General features: G+C 65.6%; 18 protein-coding genes and 1 pseudogene. 5 read left to right on the forward strand and 14 right to left on the reverse strand.

The genetic code is table 11. From position 1 onward, the window contains the following. Positions 1-145: 145 nt before the first annotated feature. The 3 genes from OG747_RS29465 to OG747_RS29475 form a co-directional block, all read right to left on the reverse strand. Complete coding sequence (locus OG747_RS29465) at positions 146-1,159, reverse strand: DUF1648 domain-containing protein (protein WP_405882403.1); 1,014 nt, start codon at positions 1,157-1,159, stop codon at positions 146-148. Next, positions 1,156-1,503 carry a GntR family transcriptional regulator gene (locus OG747_RS29470; protein ID WP_405882404.1) on the reverse strand — a complete coding sequence of 116 codons (348 nt, stop codon included), beginning with the start codon at positions 1,501-1,503 and terminating at the stop codon, positions 1,156-1,158. Before OG747_RS29470 ends, OG747_RS29465 begins: the two co-directional genes overlap by 4 nt. A gap of 108 nt (positions 1,504-1,611) precedes the next feature. Beyond that, positions 1,612-1,788: a hypothetical protein gene (locus OG747_RS29475; protein ID WP_405882405.1), complete on the reverse strand. Its 177-nt coding sequence runs from the start codon at positions 1,786-1,788 to the stop codon at positions 1,612-1,614. Between the two features lie 97 nt (positions 1,789-1,885). On the opposite strand from OG747_RS29475, the pseudogene OG747_RS29480 reads away from it, so the two are divergent. Next, positions 1,886-2,113, forward strand: a pseudogene (locus OG747_RS29480) (hypothetical protein); the annotation flags it as partial. A gap of 465 nt (positions 2,114-2,578) precedes the next feature. On the opposite strand, the gene OG747_RS29485 reads toward OG747_RS29480, so the two are convergent. The 6 genes from OG747_RS29485 to OG747_RS29510 all read right to left on the reverse strand — a co-directional run bounded on the left by OG747_RS29485 (position 2,579) and on the right by OG747_RS29510 (position 9,005). Then, a complete protein-coding gene (locus tag OG747_RS29485) occupies positions 2,579-5,176 on the reverse strand; it encodes an ATP-binding protein (RefSeq protein WP_405882406.1) in 2,598 nt (865 codons plus the stop codon). Positions 5,177-5,901: 725 nt separating this feature from the next. After that, positions 5,902-6,342 (reverse strand): NUDIX domain-containing protein, encoded by a 441-nt coding sequence (locus tag OG747_RS29490; protein WP_405885741.1) that lies wholly within the window; start codon positions 6,340-6,342, stop codon positions 5,902-5,904. 234 nt (positions 6,343-6,576) lie between these two features. Further along, complete coding sequence (locus OG747_RS29495) at positions 6,577-6,933, reverse strand: ASCH domain-containing protein (RefSeq protein ID WP_405882407.1); 357 nt, start codon at positions 6,931-6,933, stop codon at positions 6,577-6,579. Further along, the gene (locus OG747_RS29500) at positions 6,930-8,045 is read right to left on the reverse strand and encodes a hypothetical protein (protein WP_405882408.1); all 1,116 of its coding nucleotides are present in this window, start codon (positions 8,043-8,045) and stop codon (positions 6,930-6,932) included. The genes OG747_RS29495 and OG747_RS29500 overlap by 4 nt, the downstream gene beginning before the upstream one ends. A gap of 28 nt (positions 8,046-8,073) precedes the next feature. Then, a complete protein-coding gene (locus tag OG747_RS29505; protein WP_405882409.1) occupies positions 8,074-8,550 on the reverse strand; it encodes a hypothetical protein in 477 nt (158 codons plus the stop codon). Continuing rightward, complete coding sequence (locus tag OG747_RS29510) at positions 8,544-9,005, reverse strand: ATP-binding protein (RefSeq protein WP_405882410.1); 462 nt, start codon at positions 9,003-9,005, stop codon at positions 8,544-8,546. Before OG747_RS29510 ends, OG747_RS29505 begins: the two co-directional genes overlap by 7 nt. A gap of 104 nt (positions 9,006-9,109) precedes the next feature. Here OG747_RS29510 and OG747_RS29515 point away from each other — a divergent pair, with 104 nt between their 5' ends. Together OG747_RS29515 and OG747_RS29520 are read left to right on the forward strand one after the other, a co-directional pair. Further along, positions 9,110-10,447, forward strand: a complete 1,338-nt coding sequence (locus OG747_RS29515) for a helix-turn-helix transcriptional regulator (protein WP_405882411.1) — start codon at positions 9,110-9,112, stop codon at positions 10,445-10,447. After that, complete coding sequence (locus OG747_RS29520) at positions 10,444-11,262, forward strand: class I SAM-dependent methyltransferase (protein ID WP_405882412.1); 819 nt, start codon at positions 10,444-10,446, stop codon at positions 11,260-11,262. Before OG747_RS29515 ends, OG747_RS29520 begins: the two co-directional genes overlap by 4 nt. A gap of 165 nt (positions 11,263-11,427) precedes the next feature. On the opposite strand, the gene sodN is transcribed toward OG747_RS29520, so the two are convergent. Continuing rightward, positions 11,428-11,823, reverse strand: coding sequence for a superoxide dismutase, Ni (gene sodN, locus OG747_RS29525; protein WP_023546844.1), 396 nt, complete (start codon positions 11,821-11,823; stop codon positions 11,428-11,430). A 144-nt stretch (positions 11,824-11,967) separates the two neighbouring features. Here sodN and sodX point away from each other — a divergent pair, with 144 nt between their 5' ends. Continuing rightward, positions 11,968-12,402, forward strand: a complete 435-nt coding sequence (gene sodX / locus OG747_RS29530; protein WP_405882413.1) for a nickel-type superoxide dismutase maturation protease — start codon at positions 11,968-11,970, stop codon at positions 12,400-12,402. On the opposite strand, the gene OG747_RS29535 is transcribed toward sodX, so the two are convergent. Beyond that, positions 12,306-12,935, reverse strand: coding sequence for a CGNR zinc finger domain-containing protein (locus OG747_RS29535; RefSeq protein WP_405882414.1), 630 nt, complete (start codon positions 12,933-12,935; stop codon positions 12,306-12,308). The two genes, sodX and OG747_RS29535, sit on opposite strands and share 97 nt — an antisense overlap. Positions 12,936-13,045: 110 nt before the next feature. Between OG747_RS29535 and OG747_RS29540 the strand changes: the two genes are divergently transcribed. Further along, complete coding sequence (locus OG747_RS29540) at positions 13,046-13,834, forward strand: class I SAM-dependent methyltransferase (RefSeq protein WP_405882415.1); 789 nt, start codon at positions 13,046-13,048, stop codon at positions 13,832-13,834. A 305-nt stretch (positions 13,835-14,139) separates the two neighbouring features. Here the strand turns inward: OG747_RS29540 and OG747_RS29545 are convergent, their stop codons facing one another. Genes OG747_RS29545 through OG747_RS29555 form a run of 3 tightly spaced genes read right to left on the reverse strand, consistent with a single transcriptional unit; the run spans position 14,140 to position 16,859 of the window. Further along, positions 14,140-14,940: an amino acid ABC transporter ATP-binding protein gene (locus tag OG747_RS29545; protein ID WP_405882416.1), complete on the reverse strand. Its 801-nt coding sequence runs from the start codon at positions 14,938-14,940 to the stop codon at positions 14,140-14,142. Beyond that, on the reverse strand, positions 14,937-15,866 hold the full coding sequence (locus tag OG747_RS29550) for an amino acid ABC transporter permease (protein ID WP_405882417.1): 930 nt from the start codon (positions 15,864-15,866) through the stop codon (positions 14,937-14,939). The genes OG747_RS29545 and OG747_RS29550 overlap by 4 nt, the downstream gene beginning before the upstream one ends. Before the next feature lie 33 nt (positions 15,867-15,899). Beyond that, positions 15,900-16,859, reverse strand: a complete 960-nt coding sequence (locus tag OG747_RS29555; protein ID WP_405882418.1) for an ABC transporter substrate-binding protein — start codon at positions 16,857-16,859, stop codon at positions 15,900-15,902. Positions 16,860-17,288: the final 429 nt, after the last annotated feature.

Below are 17,288 nucleotides of genomic sequence, written 5' to 3' on the forward strand. Positions count from 1 at the left end.
CTGTCGTACGTGGCCCCTGTGGCCGGGCGAGCGGCCGGAGACGCTCTGCCACGGTGCGCAGGAGGTCGTGTCCTTGGTGCCCTTGCACACAGTGAGGTAGCCAGTCGTAGTGGGTCGGTACGCCCGTAATCTTGACGGCAGTTGTTCAGCCAGGCTGAGGTGTGTTCAGTGCGTTCAGCAGAGCCGCGCCGCGCTCGGCGTCGTCGACACTGACGGCGAATTCCTTTCCCTTGTCCCGCGTGCGGATGACGAGACATTCTCCGCTGCGCAGCATGACCGTGGTGCCGAGGCCGCTGAGTCGGTAACCCCAGCCGCCGACCTGTGCGGGTGTGCGGTTCTCGGCGCGGGCGGATTCGATGTCCGCAGTCGGCCAGTGCCGCACCGGCCAGCCGAGCGGGCCGAACGCCACTTCCAGGCCCTGCTCCGACACGCGCGCCTGCACCGCCGTGCAGCCGGCCAGTGCGAGGGATGCGAGCGTGAACGGGGTGAACAGTGCCCACAACGGGCCGGGGGCGGCAAGGCCACTGACAAGGGCGACGACCGCGGCAATGGCGACCAGGCCGGTTGCGGCCGCCAGCAGCTGTAGCCAGGGGTTGGCGGTGCGGGAGAACCACACCAGACGCTGCCCCTCGGGGATCTCCAGGGCCGGTTCTTCACGACGGTCAGGTCCGACGGTAGCGGTAGTGGTAGCGGTCCGTCCGCGCGTGCTCACCAGCCATCCGGCGACTCCTGCGACAACCGTCGCCACGAGGGTGGCAATAAGCCACGGGGTCGGTTGATGCGCCTGATGCCAGTCCGTACGGTCGAGGTTGGAACGGACGACAGACGCCTGAGCGCCGCACAGCAGGACGCCTCCGGACAGCAGCGCGGTGGTGGTCCACGGTCGCCACGCCGTACGTGCGGCTTCTCCGCCCCGTTGTAGCGCGAGGACCACGGCTGCTGCCAGCACCACCCACATCAGGGTCGGGAAGAGAGACGCGGCCCAGACGGGCATCGAGCTGTCAGGTGTACTCCGCCCAAGGCTCCAATGGGTGGCCAGCCGGTCCGGCAGCCGTCCGCTCGCGGCCCAGGGCAGCGCGGCGATCAAAGCCGCGGTGCCCGCCGTCCATGCCACGGTGCCCCAGCGCGCCCCATGTTCGGCCCTTGTGCGGTCGCTCACGGTATCCCCCTGATCATCTCGATGAGCTCGGTCCTGCTGTAGCCCAGGCGTGCAGCCTCGGCCATCAGCGCATGGACTCGGTCCAGCAGACCCGACCGCTGGTCGGCGCCCTCGGCCACGGTCACTCCCCGGCCCCTGCGGAACTCCAGCAGGCCATCGTCCCGGAGGCTGCGCAGGCCCCGCAGGACGGTGTTGACATTGACGTCCAGCGCCTGGGAGAGGTCACGTGCCGACGGCAGACGATCCCCCGGCCGGCATTCACCTTCGGCAATGGCGCGGCGGACGGCGCCTGCCACCTGCTCGTGCAGGGGGCGAGTGTCTCGCTTGTCCAAACGCAGCAACATGGTGCTAATGAAGCTAGCACCAACCACTTGATTGTGGGTAGTGGTGCTGTCGACCGGGACGTCTTCCGGGGCGCCGAGGAAGTCGACGACCGACGCGGGATGGTGGCGTCAGACGCCTAGGACTGGAGCTCCCCATCGCCGCGGGGTACCGGTGGACGGGGCCAGCCGCCAGCGGGCTCCGTCGAGGCGGGGGAGGAGCCGCAGCCAGGCGCGGCGAAAGTGCTCGCCGGCCTGCTGTTGGGCGTAGGTCTCGACGCGGTTCGGGATGCCCATACGGCGGGGCAAGGCGGTGAACGTGGCAGAGGGCGCCGACGAGTTCGGTCAAGGCCTGTTCGCCGAGGGCCTGGGCGTAGGCGCGCTGGTAGCGGTGACCGGTTGCCGGGGCGGAGCGAGCGTCAAGCAGGTCCAGCTCGTCCTCGGCCATGCGTCCGCCGTCATCACACTGCGGATCTACGCGCACCTGTGGCCGGGCGAAGAAGACCGCACCCGGACCGACATGGACGCCGTTCTCGGCGGCCTGCGGACCGGGTGCGGAAAGGAAGACCACGCGACCCAAGAAGGGCTCAGGTCGAGCGGCATGACCAAGGGTCAGGCCTTCTTGGTCTCCTAGTAATGGGCCGGGTCGGTGACCTGCGGGGATCTTCCCTGTGGGCCGCTGACCTGGCCTTTTGGTGATGGGTGGTGATGGGGGGCGACGGTCTTGATTGGGTGTCTTGCGGACTGTGTGCGGACTGCAGGGCTGCTGGCCAGTTCGCTCTGGAACTCTGACGTGCGGGATGACAGTTACCTCGGTGCGTAAAGCGGCGTGGCCTTCAGCTGTGCGGCGGCTGGCTGGTCGGTGTCGGCGACGCCATCCACACCCCGAAAGCCGTGCAGGGCAGCGTGCGCTGAACTTGAACGGTTCGGCTGTCCAGGCACATGTGTTCGGTCTTGTGACCCATGACGCCTGTGCCTCTGTAGGCCAAGTCCAGCGGTCCGTGAGTGGTGGCCGACACGCACCACCGTGTCAGGAGCGAGCACTCTCGGGAATGAGTCTTGGCTTGGGCTTGCCGTGAATGAGGCGTCCCGGCGAGTCCTATTCAGCGGCTCCATCGCCAATCGAATCGTCGGGGACGGCCCACCCTTCGCCCTCGTATTCTTTCCGGAGGTGCGAGACCATCTCGGGGTACTTATCGGCGATTGTACGTAACTCAGTTACGTACTTTGCGACGAGATCAGGACGATCCAAATCGTCACATATAATCATTGCTGCAAGGCATGAAGCACCCCGAAGATAGGGAGATACAACCCCATCTCCGATTCGCATAGCCTCTTCAGCATGGAAAAGAGCTCGCTCGTTCTCGTCTATTTCCTTAAAAGCAAGTGAGAGGTTCTCGTGGGCGCTCACCGCGTCTCTCACTTCCCCATGCCTGAGGAAGACTTCGATTGCCTTGTTGGCTGCATCCAGGGCAAGGTCTGCCTTCCCTGCCTTGAAGAGCATCGGAACTTGTCCCAGCAGAGTACGAGCAAGCCGGAGTTCATCCCCAAGAGCGCTGAGCACCGAAACGGCCTGCTCAAAAAGTCGCTCAGCCTCCGCATCCCTGTCGAGCTCCACCAACAGGACTGCCGCGTTCGCTTTCGCGAGTGCTTCCCCGGACACATTTCCACATGCGCGAGATCGCTCTATGTCTTCAAGGTGTAGGCTAAGCGCTTCTTGCGCTTTATGCTGATGTCTCAGGCTAATAGCAAGGTCGTTGCAGACCATGCTCACCTTGTGAGGGTTTCCGACACTCTCGAATATTTTTAGCGCTTCGCGCTGATAGCTCTCAGATTTGGAGAATTCGCCAATCTCCATATGGGTTAGTGCAAGTGTGTTCATTGTCTCGGCCGCACCTGACGCATCACCAACCTCGATGCAGATTTCTAGATCTTGTTTGAAGTGTTCAATAGCCTCGTGAGCGCGCCCGGAAGCCCGGTGTACCGTCCCCAGGTTATAGAGAGCCTGTCCCATTTCATGGCGCAGCCCAAGCTCTCTGCTTAGTGAAAGGCTCTCTTCAAGTAGCGGCTGTGCCCCTGCTACATCCCCAACGTCCACGCGTAGGCAGCCGAGAAGTTTTGCGGCATTCGCAATGAGCATCTTGTCCTGCGCCTCTTGCGCTCTGGGATAGATCTTTGAAGCCAAATCCAGAGCTGGCTGGAACTCTCTCCGATAGCGCAGAAGATTCGCTCTGGAGCTGAGTATCGGCACGTCGAATAATGGGTCGGGGTGCGATTCTGTGATCGAGATTCCCCGATTCACTACATCCTCCCACGCCTGCCAATCCCCAACGACTTCGCAAGCGAAAGAGAGTTGGATGGCAAGTGCCTTTGCTCTATCCGTATCGCCAGCTCTCAGCAGCAAATCGATTGCTGCTGAGGCGTTTGCAGCTTCGTCTGCAATCCAGGCAGCTGCCTCCTCGATTGAACCAATCTCAGCCACGGGCACAGAAGGGAATTCAAATCTTCCGATCTGGCCATTCAGGGTGAGGTTCGCCTTCAGTGCAGAATAGGACAACCAGTCAAGCATTCGAGAAGATGCAGCTGCGGTCTTCTTGGGCGAGTCGCGCTCGAACTGCTCTTGGGCGTAGAGCCTGATCAGGTCGTGAAGCCGGTATCGACCTGCGCGCGGGGACGCCTCAATCAAATTCGCCTCAGAGAGCTTGCGGAGCACACTTTTTGCGCTTCGCTCGTCTGAATCATTCAACGCAGCACACAGAGTGGCGCCGAAGTCTCCTCCTGGCGCCAATGAAAGTCTCTTTAGCGAGTTTCTAGTACTCTTCCCTAAATTACGAAAAGACAGGTTGAAGGCCGCGCGAACTGCAAGGTCGCCCGCTTCCAGGGCCCCCAGTCGATTTCGCTGATCAGTCAGCTCCTCCACTAAATCGGTCATCGTTGCTGTTCGCAACCGATTTCCCGCAATCCGGAGAGCGAGCGGCAAATGGCCACAGAGGGTCCCGACCTTGCGCGCACTGGATACATCACCATCTACAACCTCAGCCCCGACGGTCTTGCGGAGGAAAGCCAGAGATGAGTCGTCATCAAAGATGTCAAGGAAGAGGTGATGGGCGGCCTCAAGGCCGCTCAGATTAGACCTGCTAGTGACTAACACAAGGGCTTCGCCCCCTGGGGGAATAAGAGGGCGCACCTGAGCTTCACTGCCAGCGTTGTCCAGGATTATTACTACTTTGCGACGGGCGAACTCGCGTCTATATCGGTCCAGCCTTGCATCATTACTCGCCGGGATCTCGTCTTCAGCAACCCCAACCCCTGCGAGAAATCGACCCATAATTTCCTCAGGGAGTGTTGGATTGCTCTCAACCCCTCGGAGGTCCGCATAGAGCGCGCCATCCTCGTACTGACTGGCCACCTTGTAGGCTACGTGTAGAGCTAGTGTCGTTTTACCGACACCAGGCTTACCTGTCACCAGTATGACCATTCGGTTTACCGAGGAGATCCCGATTTCAATCTCGGAGATCTCTCGGTTGCGGCCTGTAAAGTCGGGAATTTCAGGCGGCAGGGAATGAGGCGAATTCCACGCTCTACTGTGACCGACCTCATTCTGAAAGGTCACTGGTCCGGTAAAGATATAGCCGTTGTTGTCATTGCCGACAGCTACAGCTCCTGTAGCGCTCGCTATGGTCTTTGAGGTGCGCATTTGTCTTTACCCCTGTGCTCTTTACGCCTCGGTTTCGATAGAGGATTCATTGTCTCCTCCGATGGCAACCGATCCTGGGCCCTGGGCAATGACTCCGCCACTCGGTGTACTAGAGGGCGATGCAGTGCCGCTCGACCGGGTTTTTATCTTCTCGCCCCGCGATGACCCACCGATCGCCACCGATCCGGCACCCTGCGCTGCCACGGGCACGTGTCCATCCTGGTTCGGTCGCAAGGTCAGATACAGCTGAAGCCCGGCCCCTACGATCACGAGCACCACGAGTGCTATGCACCAGCCCCAAGTGGGCCTGCTCGTTGCAGCGTTGGTTACGACCCCGCTTGCAGCAGCTACAACGACGGTAAGTGCTGCAGCGCCTCCCCGCTTGGCTGAGCTCGACACACGCATCCTCTGATCCGATCGCTACAAGCCTGAACGGGCATGTGTCTATCGCATGGCTCGCTGCCTTGCGAACGCTTTCCGGAACTTGTCTGCATCGCGTGCATTCCGGCGAGAAGGTGTCTGAAAAGCCTCGTTTCGAGGTAGGGCTCTCACAACCTGGCGCAGTCGGAGCATGGCTGTGGTCAGGCACATCGCGTTGTCCTGGCTGGCGGCCAGGTAGCCACAGCCAGGGAGTGAGCCAAACACGCCAGCGGCCGGTCTTGGTTGTCGAGTACGAGTTGGGGAGGCCTGCCCTGGGAACCGGTCGAGTCGCATCGGTGCCTCTTTCACCAGCCGTCGAGGGAGACTCCCGGGTCGTCGGCGAGGTACCGGTGAAGGGCGCTGGCGGTGGTCTCCACGAATTCCTCGGGGATCGTGTCGATGTCGACCCAGCAGACCTGGGCATGCTTGCGTGGCTCGCGGTTCTCGGGCTTACAGGTCCATTCGTGGGCGACGAAGACGACAGTGAGGAAGCCGTTGGGGGCTTCGACACCCCAGGCGCCGTGGATGATGTGGGCGACCTTCAAGGACTCGGGCTTCACGGTCAGACCCGTCTCCTCGTAGAGCTCGCGCACCGCGGTCTCGGTGATGGGCTCGCCGGCTTCGCTCTTGCCCACGGGGAGGTCCCACATGCCCTGGGCGAATTTGGCGTTCTGGCTGCGCTGGAGGAGGACGACGCGGTTGGTGGCCTTGTCGTGGACGATGACGGCGGCGACCAGCAGGGTCATGGATTCGAGGGCAGGAGGTAGGGCTTTGGGCTGGTGGTCGGTCTGCGGCTGAGTCACGGTTACGTCCCTTCGTCGGCCGCTTTGGGTAGATTGGGCCAGTGCTTCGCGAGCACAACGGGCCACCGCGCCCCAGGCGCCCCTGGCAAGCCATGTGTTTGTGCGTTCGCGGCCGAGCCACTGTACGCAGGGCAGCCGGAGCTGGAGGGCAGCAGCTGCCCTCCAGCTCAGGTCGCATCATGCGGCAGTGCGTTGGATCTCGATGGCTAGGGCGCCGAGGGCTTCCTTCTCGGGTGGGTAGATAGTGCGGATGTTGGCGAGCTGCTGCTCGCGGGTGGCGGTCGGGTTGACGTTCGCCGGTCCCTCGCCGTCGAGAAGGGCCTCGAAAGCGGAGTACTCGGTGACCCGCAGGACCCTCACATCGCAGGTCTCATTGGTGCCCTTGATGCGGAAGCGAATGGTGTCGCCGGCGGCGAGGTCAGCGAGGTGCGGGTATTTCACCCGCACCTCGATGGTCTTGGTGCCCGCGGCGACGAGGTCGAAGTACTCGCGGTAGAGATTGAGTTCGCGGATGCGGGCGGTGACGTCGGTCATGGTGCGGGAACGCTCCTGGTGGCTGGGGCAGTCATCATGCGGCCGATCTCGGCGGCCGAATACGAGCGGAAGAAGTGGCGCGGGTCGGACAGGAAGGTATCGGTCATGGCCAGCACTTGCTCGGCATACTGCGCGACGGTGCCGGGCCACTGTCGGGTGTCGAGCATCCAGTGGGCGGTGCCCTCGGGCAAGGGAGCGCGGCTCTCGCGGATCAGCGACTTGGACAGCTTGGCGCCGGTGTCGGTGACGATCTGCGGGCAGAACAATCGGGCGGGCAGTTGGGCGCGGGTGAGACCGACGGCATGGAGGGCTTCGTCGACGAGGTGGGAGCCGAAGACCCAGTCGCCGCCCTTGACCATGACGTGCAGGGTCCCATGGGGGTTGGACAGAGCGAGTTCCTTGATCGCGTTGCGGTACAGGGTGGCCAGGTCGAGGTAGGCGCCTGCTGTTGGGGTGATGGTCGCCTGGTAGGGACCGTGGTGGAGGCATACGGCAGCGACTTGCGCGGTCTCGCGGTCGAGGAGGTGGACTCGGGTGCGTTCGGCGTGTTTCTCGGCCCAGCCGCAGCCGGGGTGCGAGCAAGGGACGCGCAGGTGTGGGGTGCCGGTGGAGGGAGCGAGCCACCAGCGGGCGGCGTCAAGGCGGGGCAGGAGTCGCAGCCAGGTGCGGCGGAAGTGCTCGCCGGCCTGCTGCTGGCTGTAGGTCTCGACCCGATAGGGGATGCCCAGGCGCCGGGAGAGTGCGGTGAACAGGGGTCGGTAGAGGGCGGTGACGAGGTCGGTCAGGGCCTCGTGGCCGAGGGCTTGGGCGTAGGCGCGCTGGTAGCGGTGGCCGCTTGCCGGGTCGGTGGTCAGTTCGTAGGGGGCATTGTCCAGGGCGCTGAACAGGACTTCGGTGGGGATGCCGAAGCGGTCGCGCAGGCGGGTGGCCATGGCGAAGGCCAGGGACTGCACGAGGGAGGTACCGATGTGCGGGGCGCCGTTGATCTGGGTGCCGACGACCAGCACGATCCTGTCGGGCGGGGTGGCCAGGATGCGTGGGGTCAGGACGTCCTCGGCGTGGTGGAGGGCGTTGGCCAGGACGGTGTTCGGTGAGACGGGGTGGGGCGTCACGGGATGTCCCCCTGGGATGGGTTGGGGTTCATTCGGTTCGGGTGTGACCGAAGAGGAGTCGCTGGCGGAGCGTGGCGCGGTCCAGGTAGGTGTCGATCTGTGCTGGTGTGGCGCTGCGGGAGAGCGGGTCGAGGCCCAGGACGAGGGCCACCGGGGTTCCTTGGCCGAGTAGAAGGGACCAGGGGCGGCCGGTGGGGATGCGTTTGCGGTAGGGGGTGCCGTCGAAGCGCAGGACTACCTCGGTTGGGGTGATCAGACGCAGGCGTGGCCCGATGTCCGGCGGGGGCGCGGTGGCGGGGCCGAGGCGCAGAGCCTCGGCGACCGCGCGCATGCGTTGCTCGATGACGGCTGGCGTCTCGTAGAAGCTGCGCGGCGGTTGGGGCACCAGAAGGAGGCAGCAAAGAGTGGCGCCGGTCGGCGTGGTGTCCAACCACGTGGTGGTGGCCAGGGAGGCGATCAGGCCGGCGGACGGCCTGAAGGACTCGGTGTGGGCAGGCGTCAGCATGTGGGCACCGCGCTGTGGTGGAAGGCGGCCCAGACGCACTTGCCGGGGCCATGGCGTTCCTTCACGCCCCAGTGGTCGGCCACTGCGGATACGAGGAGTAGGCCGCGGCCATCGGCGTCAGTGCTCCGTGCCTCTCGCTTGGTGGGTGTGCCGTTGCCGCCGTCGTGCACCTCGATGCGCAGCACGGCGGCGTGCAGTTCGACGCGTACGAGGACCTGACCGCCTGCGGGGGCTCCGTGGAGGACGGCGTTGGTGGCGAGTTCGGAGGTGCACAGCCGGATGTCGTCGAGGCGTTCGGTCCGGCCCCATTGGGTAAGGGTCTCGGCGACGAAGGAGCGGGCGGCACCTGGGGTGGTCCGGCGTCGGTCGAAGAGCATCGATTCGTGCTCGACGGCGCCGTCGAGGGCTTGGTCCGGTGCGAGGGTGTCCGGCTCGCCGGGCAGTCTGCTGGGCATGGCCAACAGCCAACCGCTGTCGCTCGTTTGGGTCGGGAGCCAGCACGGGGGCCATGCCAGGGGCCACTATGGGGGCCAGAATTCACGTGCTGCAGGGAGAGGGGATGAGCGACACGGGGATCGGTGCGCTGCTCATCAGGCTGCGTACCGAGCGTGGCTGGTCCCAGCAACGGGTGGCCGACGAGTACAACGCCCTGGAGGGGCGTGCCACCAAGACGGGCAAGGAGATCGGGCGCTACGAGCGCGAGGTACGCGTCCCGGTGCCGTACACGCGGAAATACCTGGCGCAGGTGTTCGGCGTCGATGCAGGGGAACTCGACCGAGCGGTTGTGATCAGCAAGAGCCGACGGAACGGCGGCGGCCCGGCAGATGCGCAACAGACGCTGCCCGCGCAGCCCATGGCGCATCCGCGCACCGCAGTGGGGGCTGTGTCGGTGGATGCCGTGGACTCGGCGGAGTTCGCCCGGTTCATCGCGCAGCGGAACGCCGACGAGTTTGTCGTAGAGCAGTTGGAGGCCGATATCGCTCGGCTCGCCCGTAGCTACGTCAGTCACCCGCTGCTGGAGCTGTACGTCGAGATCAAGCGACTGCGGAACGGGGTGTTCGAGCTGTTGCGCGGACGGCAGCACCCCCGGCAGACCACCGACCTGTACGTCGCAGCCTCCCGCCTGTGCGGCCTGTCCGCTCACGTGTGCCTGGACCTGGGCGACTACGACTCCGCAGCCACACACGCTCGCACTTCCCGGGCATGCGCCGAAGCTGCCGGCCATGAAGGGATGCTGGCCTGGGTGCGAGCCGTTGAGTCCTTGATCGCCTACTGGACTGGACGATACGAGCAGGCGGCGCGGCTGGCACAGGCAGGTCGTCAGCACCGGGCGGGCGGGAGCATCGGGGCTCGGCTGGCGAGCCTGGAGGCGCGGGCGCTGGCCATAGTCGGAGACCGGGCGGGTGTGGTGGCCGCGCTGGCGGATGCCGAGAGCTCTCGCGGCGCGATGCTGGGTCCCGATGAGGTGCCGGGCATCTTCGCTTTCCCTGCCGCCAAGCAGTTCACGTACGCCGGGACTAGCCACTTGGCGGTGGGTGGGCGGGAGCATATCCAGCAGGCCATCGTCAGCGCGGACACCGCGATCCGGCTCTACCGCAGCGCCGAGGACGACGACCAGTCGGTGGGAGACCTGTTCGCCGCGCATGTCGATCTCGCTCGCGGCCATCTGCTCCTGGGCGATCTGGACGGCACGGAGGCGATGCTCGGCTTCGTCCTCGACTCCGCGCCGGAGCGCATGTCGGCCAGCATCGTGCGTCGGCTCACCGCTCTGGGCCGGGAGCTGAGCGAGCCGCAGTACGGTGGAGCCGCGCAGGCTGCACACCTGCGCGAACGACTCCAGCACACGGCCGTCCTCGCGGCCTCACCCGCCGCCCGTCCTCCGGAGCTGCCGACGTGACCGAACTGTCCGCCGCCCACGCCGCCGCCGTCACCGACCGGGGCCGCCTCGCCGGAAGCGCCTACAGCAACGACCGGGATCTCGCCGCCCGCCAGTCGCTCTACCAGTGGCAGGCGCCCCGTTATGACCTTCCCGGTATTGTCGCCGAGCAGCTGAGGGGCGTGCGCGGGCGTGTGGTCGATGTCGGCTGCGGCAACGGCAAGTTCATCCAGCGGCTCCGCGAGGACCGGCCCGATTTGGCCCTGCTGGGCTTGGACATCGCTCCCGGCATCCTCGCCGGTGTCCCCGGCCCGGTCGCCGTGGCGGACGCCACCCGCCTGCCGCTGGCCACGGAGAGCGTCGACGCCGCTTTGGCACTGCACATGCTGTACCACGTCCCCGACATCCCTCAGACGGTCAGGGAGATGTCCCGCGTCGTCGCCCGTGACGGGCTGGTGATCGCCTCCACCAACAGCGACCAGGACAAGGCCGAACTCGACGACCTGTGGCAACGGGCCGCGGGTGATGTCCTCGGCACCGGACGCGGCCCGGCCCGTATCTCGCTAAGTGCCCGCTTCTCTCTGGAGAAGGCCCCGGCCTACCTGGGGGAGGAGTTCGGCCGCGTGGAGACGATCGAACTGCCCGGCACCATCACGGTCCGCGCCGCCGAACCGGTCATCGCGCACATGGCCTCCTACCGGGCGTGGGCGGACCAGCATGACGTGCCCTTCGAGGCCACGATCGAGCGGGCCCGCACCATCCTGGTCGACCGCATCGCTCAGCATGGGGTGTTCGAGATCACCTGCCTGGGCGGGATTCTGGTCTGCCGTCGCTGAGCGGTGGCGTAGGGGCGGCGTCTTCGAGGTGAGTCGATCGCCGTCTCGCGTTTCGAGGCGCAGAAGAGGCCCAGCCGGACGTCCGGCCGAGCCCCTTCAGAACGCTCGCTGACCTGCGAGGGTGCACCGCTCGCCGGTCGTGGCGAACTGGTAACGAGCCCTGCGTCAGGCCTTCTTGGTCTCCCAGAAGATCTTGTCGATCTGGGCGATGTAGTCCAGCGCCTTCTGGCCCGTGGCCGGGTCCGTGGACGCCTTGGCGGCCGAGAGGGCCTTGAGGGCGTCGTTGACCAGCTGGTGCAGCTCCGGGTACTTCTCGAAGTGCGGGGGCTTGAAGTAGTCGCTCCACAGCACCGAGACGTGGTGCTTGGCGAGCTCGGCGCGCTGCTCCTTGATGACGGTGGCGCGGGCCTGGAAGTGCGGGTCGTCGTTGCCGGCCATCTTTTCTTGGACGGCCTTCACCGACTCCGCCTCGATGCGGGCCTGGGCCGGGTCGTACACACCGCAGGGCAGGTCGCAGTGCGCGCTGACCTTGACCTTGGGGGCAAACAGGCGGGAGAGCATTGAGCTGTCCTTCCTCGTGATCGTCTTCTCAGGTGGGACATTACTCCGTGGGAGACGTCTTTTCTCGAGTGCCCCCATGGGCTTAGGACAAAAGTCCAGGGTGAGACTGGGACTGGTGGAGGATGGACCGGGGAGGTGCCGGTGATGCCGGAGCTGTCGCAGGAGACCGAGCGTGGGAGGGCCGTGCTGCCGTTCGGGGGCGCCGAGGTGACGGGGCCCTCGATGGTGCCCACGCTCCAGCACGGGGATCGGCTCGTCGTGCAGTACGGGGCCCGGGTCAGGCCCGGTGACGTGGTCGTTCTGCGTCATCCGTTCCAGCAGGACCTGCTGGTCGTGAAGCGGGTGGCGGAGAGGAGGGAAGGGGGGTGGTGGGTGCTCGGTGACAACGCCTACGCCGGCGGGGACAGTACCGATTACGGGACCGTGCCCGAGGAACTCGTCCTCGGGAAGGTGCGGTTCCGGTATCGGCCCCACCAGTCGAGTCAGCGGTCGCCGCTCGCGCTCGTGCGCTGGGCGCTCGGCGCCGCCAGGCCCGTGCTCTCCGACCGGTCCGCCTCCAGGCGCTTGCGGGCCCGGTAGGCGGCCACATTGGCGCGGGTCGCGCAGCGGTCCGAGCAGTAGCGCCGGGAGCGGTTCGTCGACGTGTCCAGGTACGCGTTGCGGCACGGGCTCGCCTCGCACAGGCCGAGGCGGTCCACGCCGTACTCCGTCAGGTGGAACGCCAGACCCATCGCGGCGATCGCCGCGTAGCCCGCTGTCGCGTTCGACGGGTGGTCCGCCAGGTGCATGTGCCACAGCGGGCGCCCGTCGTCGTCCCGGAAGTCGTGGCCGGAGATCTGCGGGCTCACCGGGAATTCCAGGAGCAGGGAGTTCAGCAGGTCCACCGCCAGGGTCTCGTCGCCCGTGTCCGCGGCTTCGAAGACCGCGCGCAGCCGGGCTCGTACCGAGCGGAAGCGCGTCACGTCCGCGTCCGTGGCGCGGCGGGCGGCCGAGGAGCTCCCTCCGAAGAGGTCCCGGACCGCCTCGACCGAGGTGAGCGAGTCCTTGCCCCGGGTCGGCTCCTCGGTGTTGACGAGGCGTACCGCGTAATCCGAGTAATAGGCCAGTTCCACTTGTAGTCCTTACGGGGGCGCTCTATCGTCGTGCGTGCGGTCAGGTAACGGCTGATTGCACTTCCAGGGTATTACGCGGGCGAGTGAAGACGAACGAAGAAGGGGCTTCCATGACCGTCGGGACCGGAATCGACAGCAACGAGACCCACGCCGGCGGAACCGACTGGCACGCTTGGCAGGAGAGCTGGGACCGGCAGCAGGAGTGGTACATGCCGGACCGTGAGGAACGCTTCCGGGTGATGCTCGACATGGTCGGGGCCCTGGTCGGCCCCGAGCCGCGCGTCCTCGACCTCGCCTGCGGCACCGGCACCGTCACGGCCAGGCTGCTGGCCCGCTTCCCGAAGGCCACCAGCACCGGCGTCGACCTCGACCCGGCGCTGCTCACCATCGCCGAGGGCACCTTCGCGGGCGACGACCGGGTCTCCTTCGTCACCGCCGACCTCAAGGACCCGCGATGGGCGACCCGGCTGCCGTACGACTCGTACGACGCCGTACTGACCGCCACCGCCCTCCACTGGCTGCACAGCGAACCCCTCGCGGCCCTCTACGGTCAGGTCGCGGAGCTCGTCCGCGACGGCGGTGTCTTCATGAACGCCGACCACATGATCGACGAGTCCACGCCCCGGATCAACGCGGCCGACCGCGCCCAGCGGCACGCCCGTATGGATCAGGCCAGGGCGAGCGGGGTGCTCGACTGGGCCGGATGGTGGGAGTTGGCCGCGCAGGACCCCGCCCTCGCCGCCCCGACCGCCCGCCGCTTCGAGATCTACGGCGAGCACGCCGAGGGCGACACCCCGTCCGCCGACTGGCACGCGCGCGTGCTGCGCGAAAAGGGCTTCGCGGAGGCCCGGCCGGTGTGGCGCTCGCCGTCCGACGCGCTGGTGCTCGCGGTGAAGTAGGCCCCGGGGGGACTGGTTGAGGCCGGCACTCGGCGGGTCCGGCATCAATTACGGTCCCTCCGTCACGCGCGGAACCAGCGGACCGACTTCTGCGCCCGGGGTTCAGAGTTGGTGAACGAAGGGTGGCAGGTGTACTACGGCGGGAAGTGGAACAACCGCTGGGTGGGCTGATTCCCTTCCTGGGTCCATGAGTTCTCGTGCCTGCTGAACAGATGCTCTTGGATACCTTCAGCTACTGAAAATGGGCCAGCCATGTCGGAAGGACATGGCAGGCCCATTTCGTTCTTCACAGCACCTTCGTTTCCCTACAGGACCTTCGACAGGAACGACTTCGTGCGGTCGTGCTGAGGGTTCGTCAGTACGTCACGCGGATGGCCGGATTCGACCACCACGCCGTCGTCCATGAAGACCAGGGAATCGCCGACCTCACGGGCGAAGCCCATCTCGTGGGTGACGACGACCATCGTCATGCCGTCCTCCGCGAGGTCCCGCATCACGTCGAGGACCTCGCCGACGAGCTCCGGGTCGAGGGCCGAGGTCGGCTCGTCGAAGAGCATCAGCTTCGGCTCCATCGCCAGCGCGCGAGCGATGGCGACCCGCTGCTGCTGGCCACCGGAGAGCTGGGCCGGGTAGTGGCCGGTCCGGTCGCCCAGGCCCACGCGGTCCAGCAGTCGCTGCGCCCGCTCCCGGGCGACGGCCTTGGACTCGCGCTTGACCTGGAGGGGCGCCTCCATGACGTTTTCCAGCGCCGTCATGTGCGGGAAGAGGTTGAAGCGCTGGAACACCATGCCGATGTCCCGCCGCTGGGCGGCCACTTCCTTTTCCTTCAGCTCGTAGAGCCGGTCGCCCTTCTGCCGGTAGCCGACCAGTTCACCGTCGACGGACAGCCGGCCGGCACTGATCTTCTCCAGGTGGTTGATGCACCGCAGGAAGGTGGACTTGCCGGAGCCGGACGGGCCGATCAGGCAGAACACCTCGCGCGGGTTCACCTCCAGGTCGATGCCCTTGAGGATGTGCGCAAGACCGAAGGACTTGTGCACTCCCTCTGCCTTGACCATCGGGTGGCCGCTCGTGGGCTTGCCGAGGCTCTTGCTGATGCCACTCATCGGGCCACCTCCGGGCGGCGGAACGAACCGAACAGACGGAGGTTCTTCTTCAGGCGCTGCAGGGGGGTCGGCGGCAGGTTCCGCGACGAACCGCGGGCGTAACGGCGCTCCAGGTAGTACTGGAAGACGCTGAACACGCTGGTCAGGATCAGGTACCAGATCGACGCCACGAAGTACATCTCGACGACCGCCAGCGAGGTGCTGGAAATGTCCTGGGCCCGCTTGATGAGTTCGTTGAACTGGACCACGTAGGCGAGCGACGAGGTCTTCAGCATGTTGATGAACTCGTTGCCGGTCGGCGGCACGATCACTCGCATCGCCTGCGGGAGGATGACCCGGCGCAGCGTCTGCCCCTGTGTCATGCCCAGCGCGTGCGAGGCCTCCGTCTGTCCCTCGTCCACCGACTGGATGCCGGCTCGGACGATCTCCGACATGTACGCGGCTTCGTTCAGGCCGAGACCCAGCAGAGCCGTGAGCAGCGGGGTCATCACCTGGTTCATCTCGTTCTTGTAGAACCCCAGGTTGAGGATGGGGAACACGAGCGAGATGTTGTACCAGAGGAGGAGCTGGACCAGGACCGGTGTGCCGCGGAAGAACCAGACGTAGAACCAGCCCACGGTTCTGGTGACCGGGTTCGCCGACATCCGCATCACCGCGAGAATCACGCCCAGGACGAGACCGAGCAGCATCGCGAGCACGGAGATGTACAGAGTGTGCCAGGCGCCGGACAGGATCGTGCCGTCTGTGAGGTAGTCGGGGATGATGCTGTAGTTGATCTTGGCGTTGGAGAACGCGATCCCGATCAGTACCAGGACGGCGATGACCGCCACGCCGGCCACCCAGCGGCCGTAGTGGCGCACCGGGATGGCCTTGATCTGCTCCGGAGGCACCGACGGTGCCGGGACCTTGTCGAGAGTGTCAGTCACGGTGACTGCCCTTCAGCGTTCCGTCAGGCAAGGTCAGGAGCCGCCGTTGATCTTCGACTCGGTCACCGCGCCCTGCGTGACGTTCCACTTCTGCAGGATCTTCGTGTATTCGCCGTTCTTGATGATGGCGTTCATGGCAGCCTGGAGGGCATCCCGGAGCTGGGTGCTCTCCTTGCTGACGGCGATGCCGTACGGGCCGGCCTCGATCTGGTCGCCAACGACCTCGAAGTCTTTGCCGCCGCCCGAGGTCTTCGCGTTGTAGGCCGCGACCGGGAAGTCGTTCAGGTCCGCGACGGACGCGCCCTGCTTGAGGCGGAGCAGCGCCTCGGGGTCGGTGTCGAACGTCTGCAGCGTGATGGCCTTCTTGCCATCCGTCTTGCACTTCGTGCTCTGCGTCTTGGCGATGCCCTCGGAGGTGGTGCCCTGCTGGAGCGCCACGACCTTGCCGCAGAGGTCGTCCAGGGACTTGATGCCCTTGGGGTTGCCCTTCTGGACCAGGATCGAGGTGCCGGCGGTGAAGTAGTCGACGAAGTCGACACCGTTGCCGACCTTCTTGCCGGTGTCCGAGTCGATGCCGTTCTGGCGGTCCTTGGTGTCGTTCATCGCAGACATGATCATGTTGAACCGCTTGGCCTGCAGGCCCACGATGAGCTGCGCGAACTTGCCGTTCTGGAAGTCCACCTTCACGCCCAGCTGCTTGCCGAGGGCGTCTGCGATGTCCGGGTCGATGCCGACGGCCTTGCCGCTCTCCATGTACTCGACCGGCGGGTATGCGATGTCGGAGCCCACTTTGATGACACCGGCACTGCGGATGTCCGAGGGGAGTTTGGCGGCCAGCGGCGCCGAGGAGGACGACGTGTTCGAGCTGTTGCTGCTCTTGTCGGTCTGGTCACCGCAGCCGGTGAGGACCAGGGCCCCGACGACCGCGATCGCACCGACCGCTGCTATCCGGGACTGCGCGGCGGTCGTACGACGGGTGGAGCTTGCGGTCATGGTGGGTTCCTCCGGCGGGTGAGGGAATTGCCGATGGGTCGACGAGAACACACACCATCGGGTGTCGCGACCTCGTGTGATGACGGCATCTTGCCATTCGGACTACGCACTTCAGGGGACCCGCTATGTCAAAATCGGATAACGGGTGACCCCCGACCCACCATGGACGGCTCCATCAGGGCCGGACCTTGTGCGGGAATCTCCCCTTCCGGCCGGAGGATCTTCGGCGCATCTCACGATGCGAGCTGCCGCTACTCCGCACGTGCGGCGCTCTGAGGTCATGTCCGGGACTTGTCCACACATTCAGGTATGAGTCATGTCATCGGAGTGTGAGCTTCGCACTATGTACTCGTCCTCGGCACTGCCCGTCCGGTAAGAAGGTTCTTTACACCCCTCATCCGGGGCTCAGGGCGCGTGTGCGGCGCGCCC

The organism is Streptomyces sp. NBC_01384, from assembly GCF_045040035.1.
Classification (GTDB): domain Bacteria; phylum Actinomycetota; class Actinomycetes; order Streptomycetales; family Streptomycetaceae; genus Streptomyces.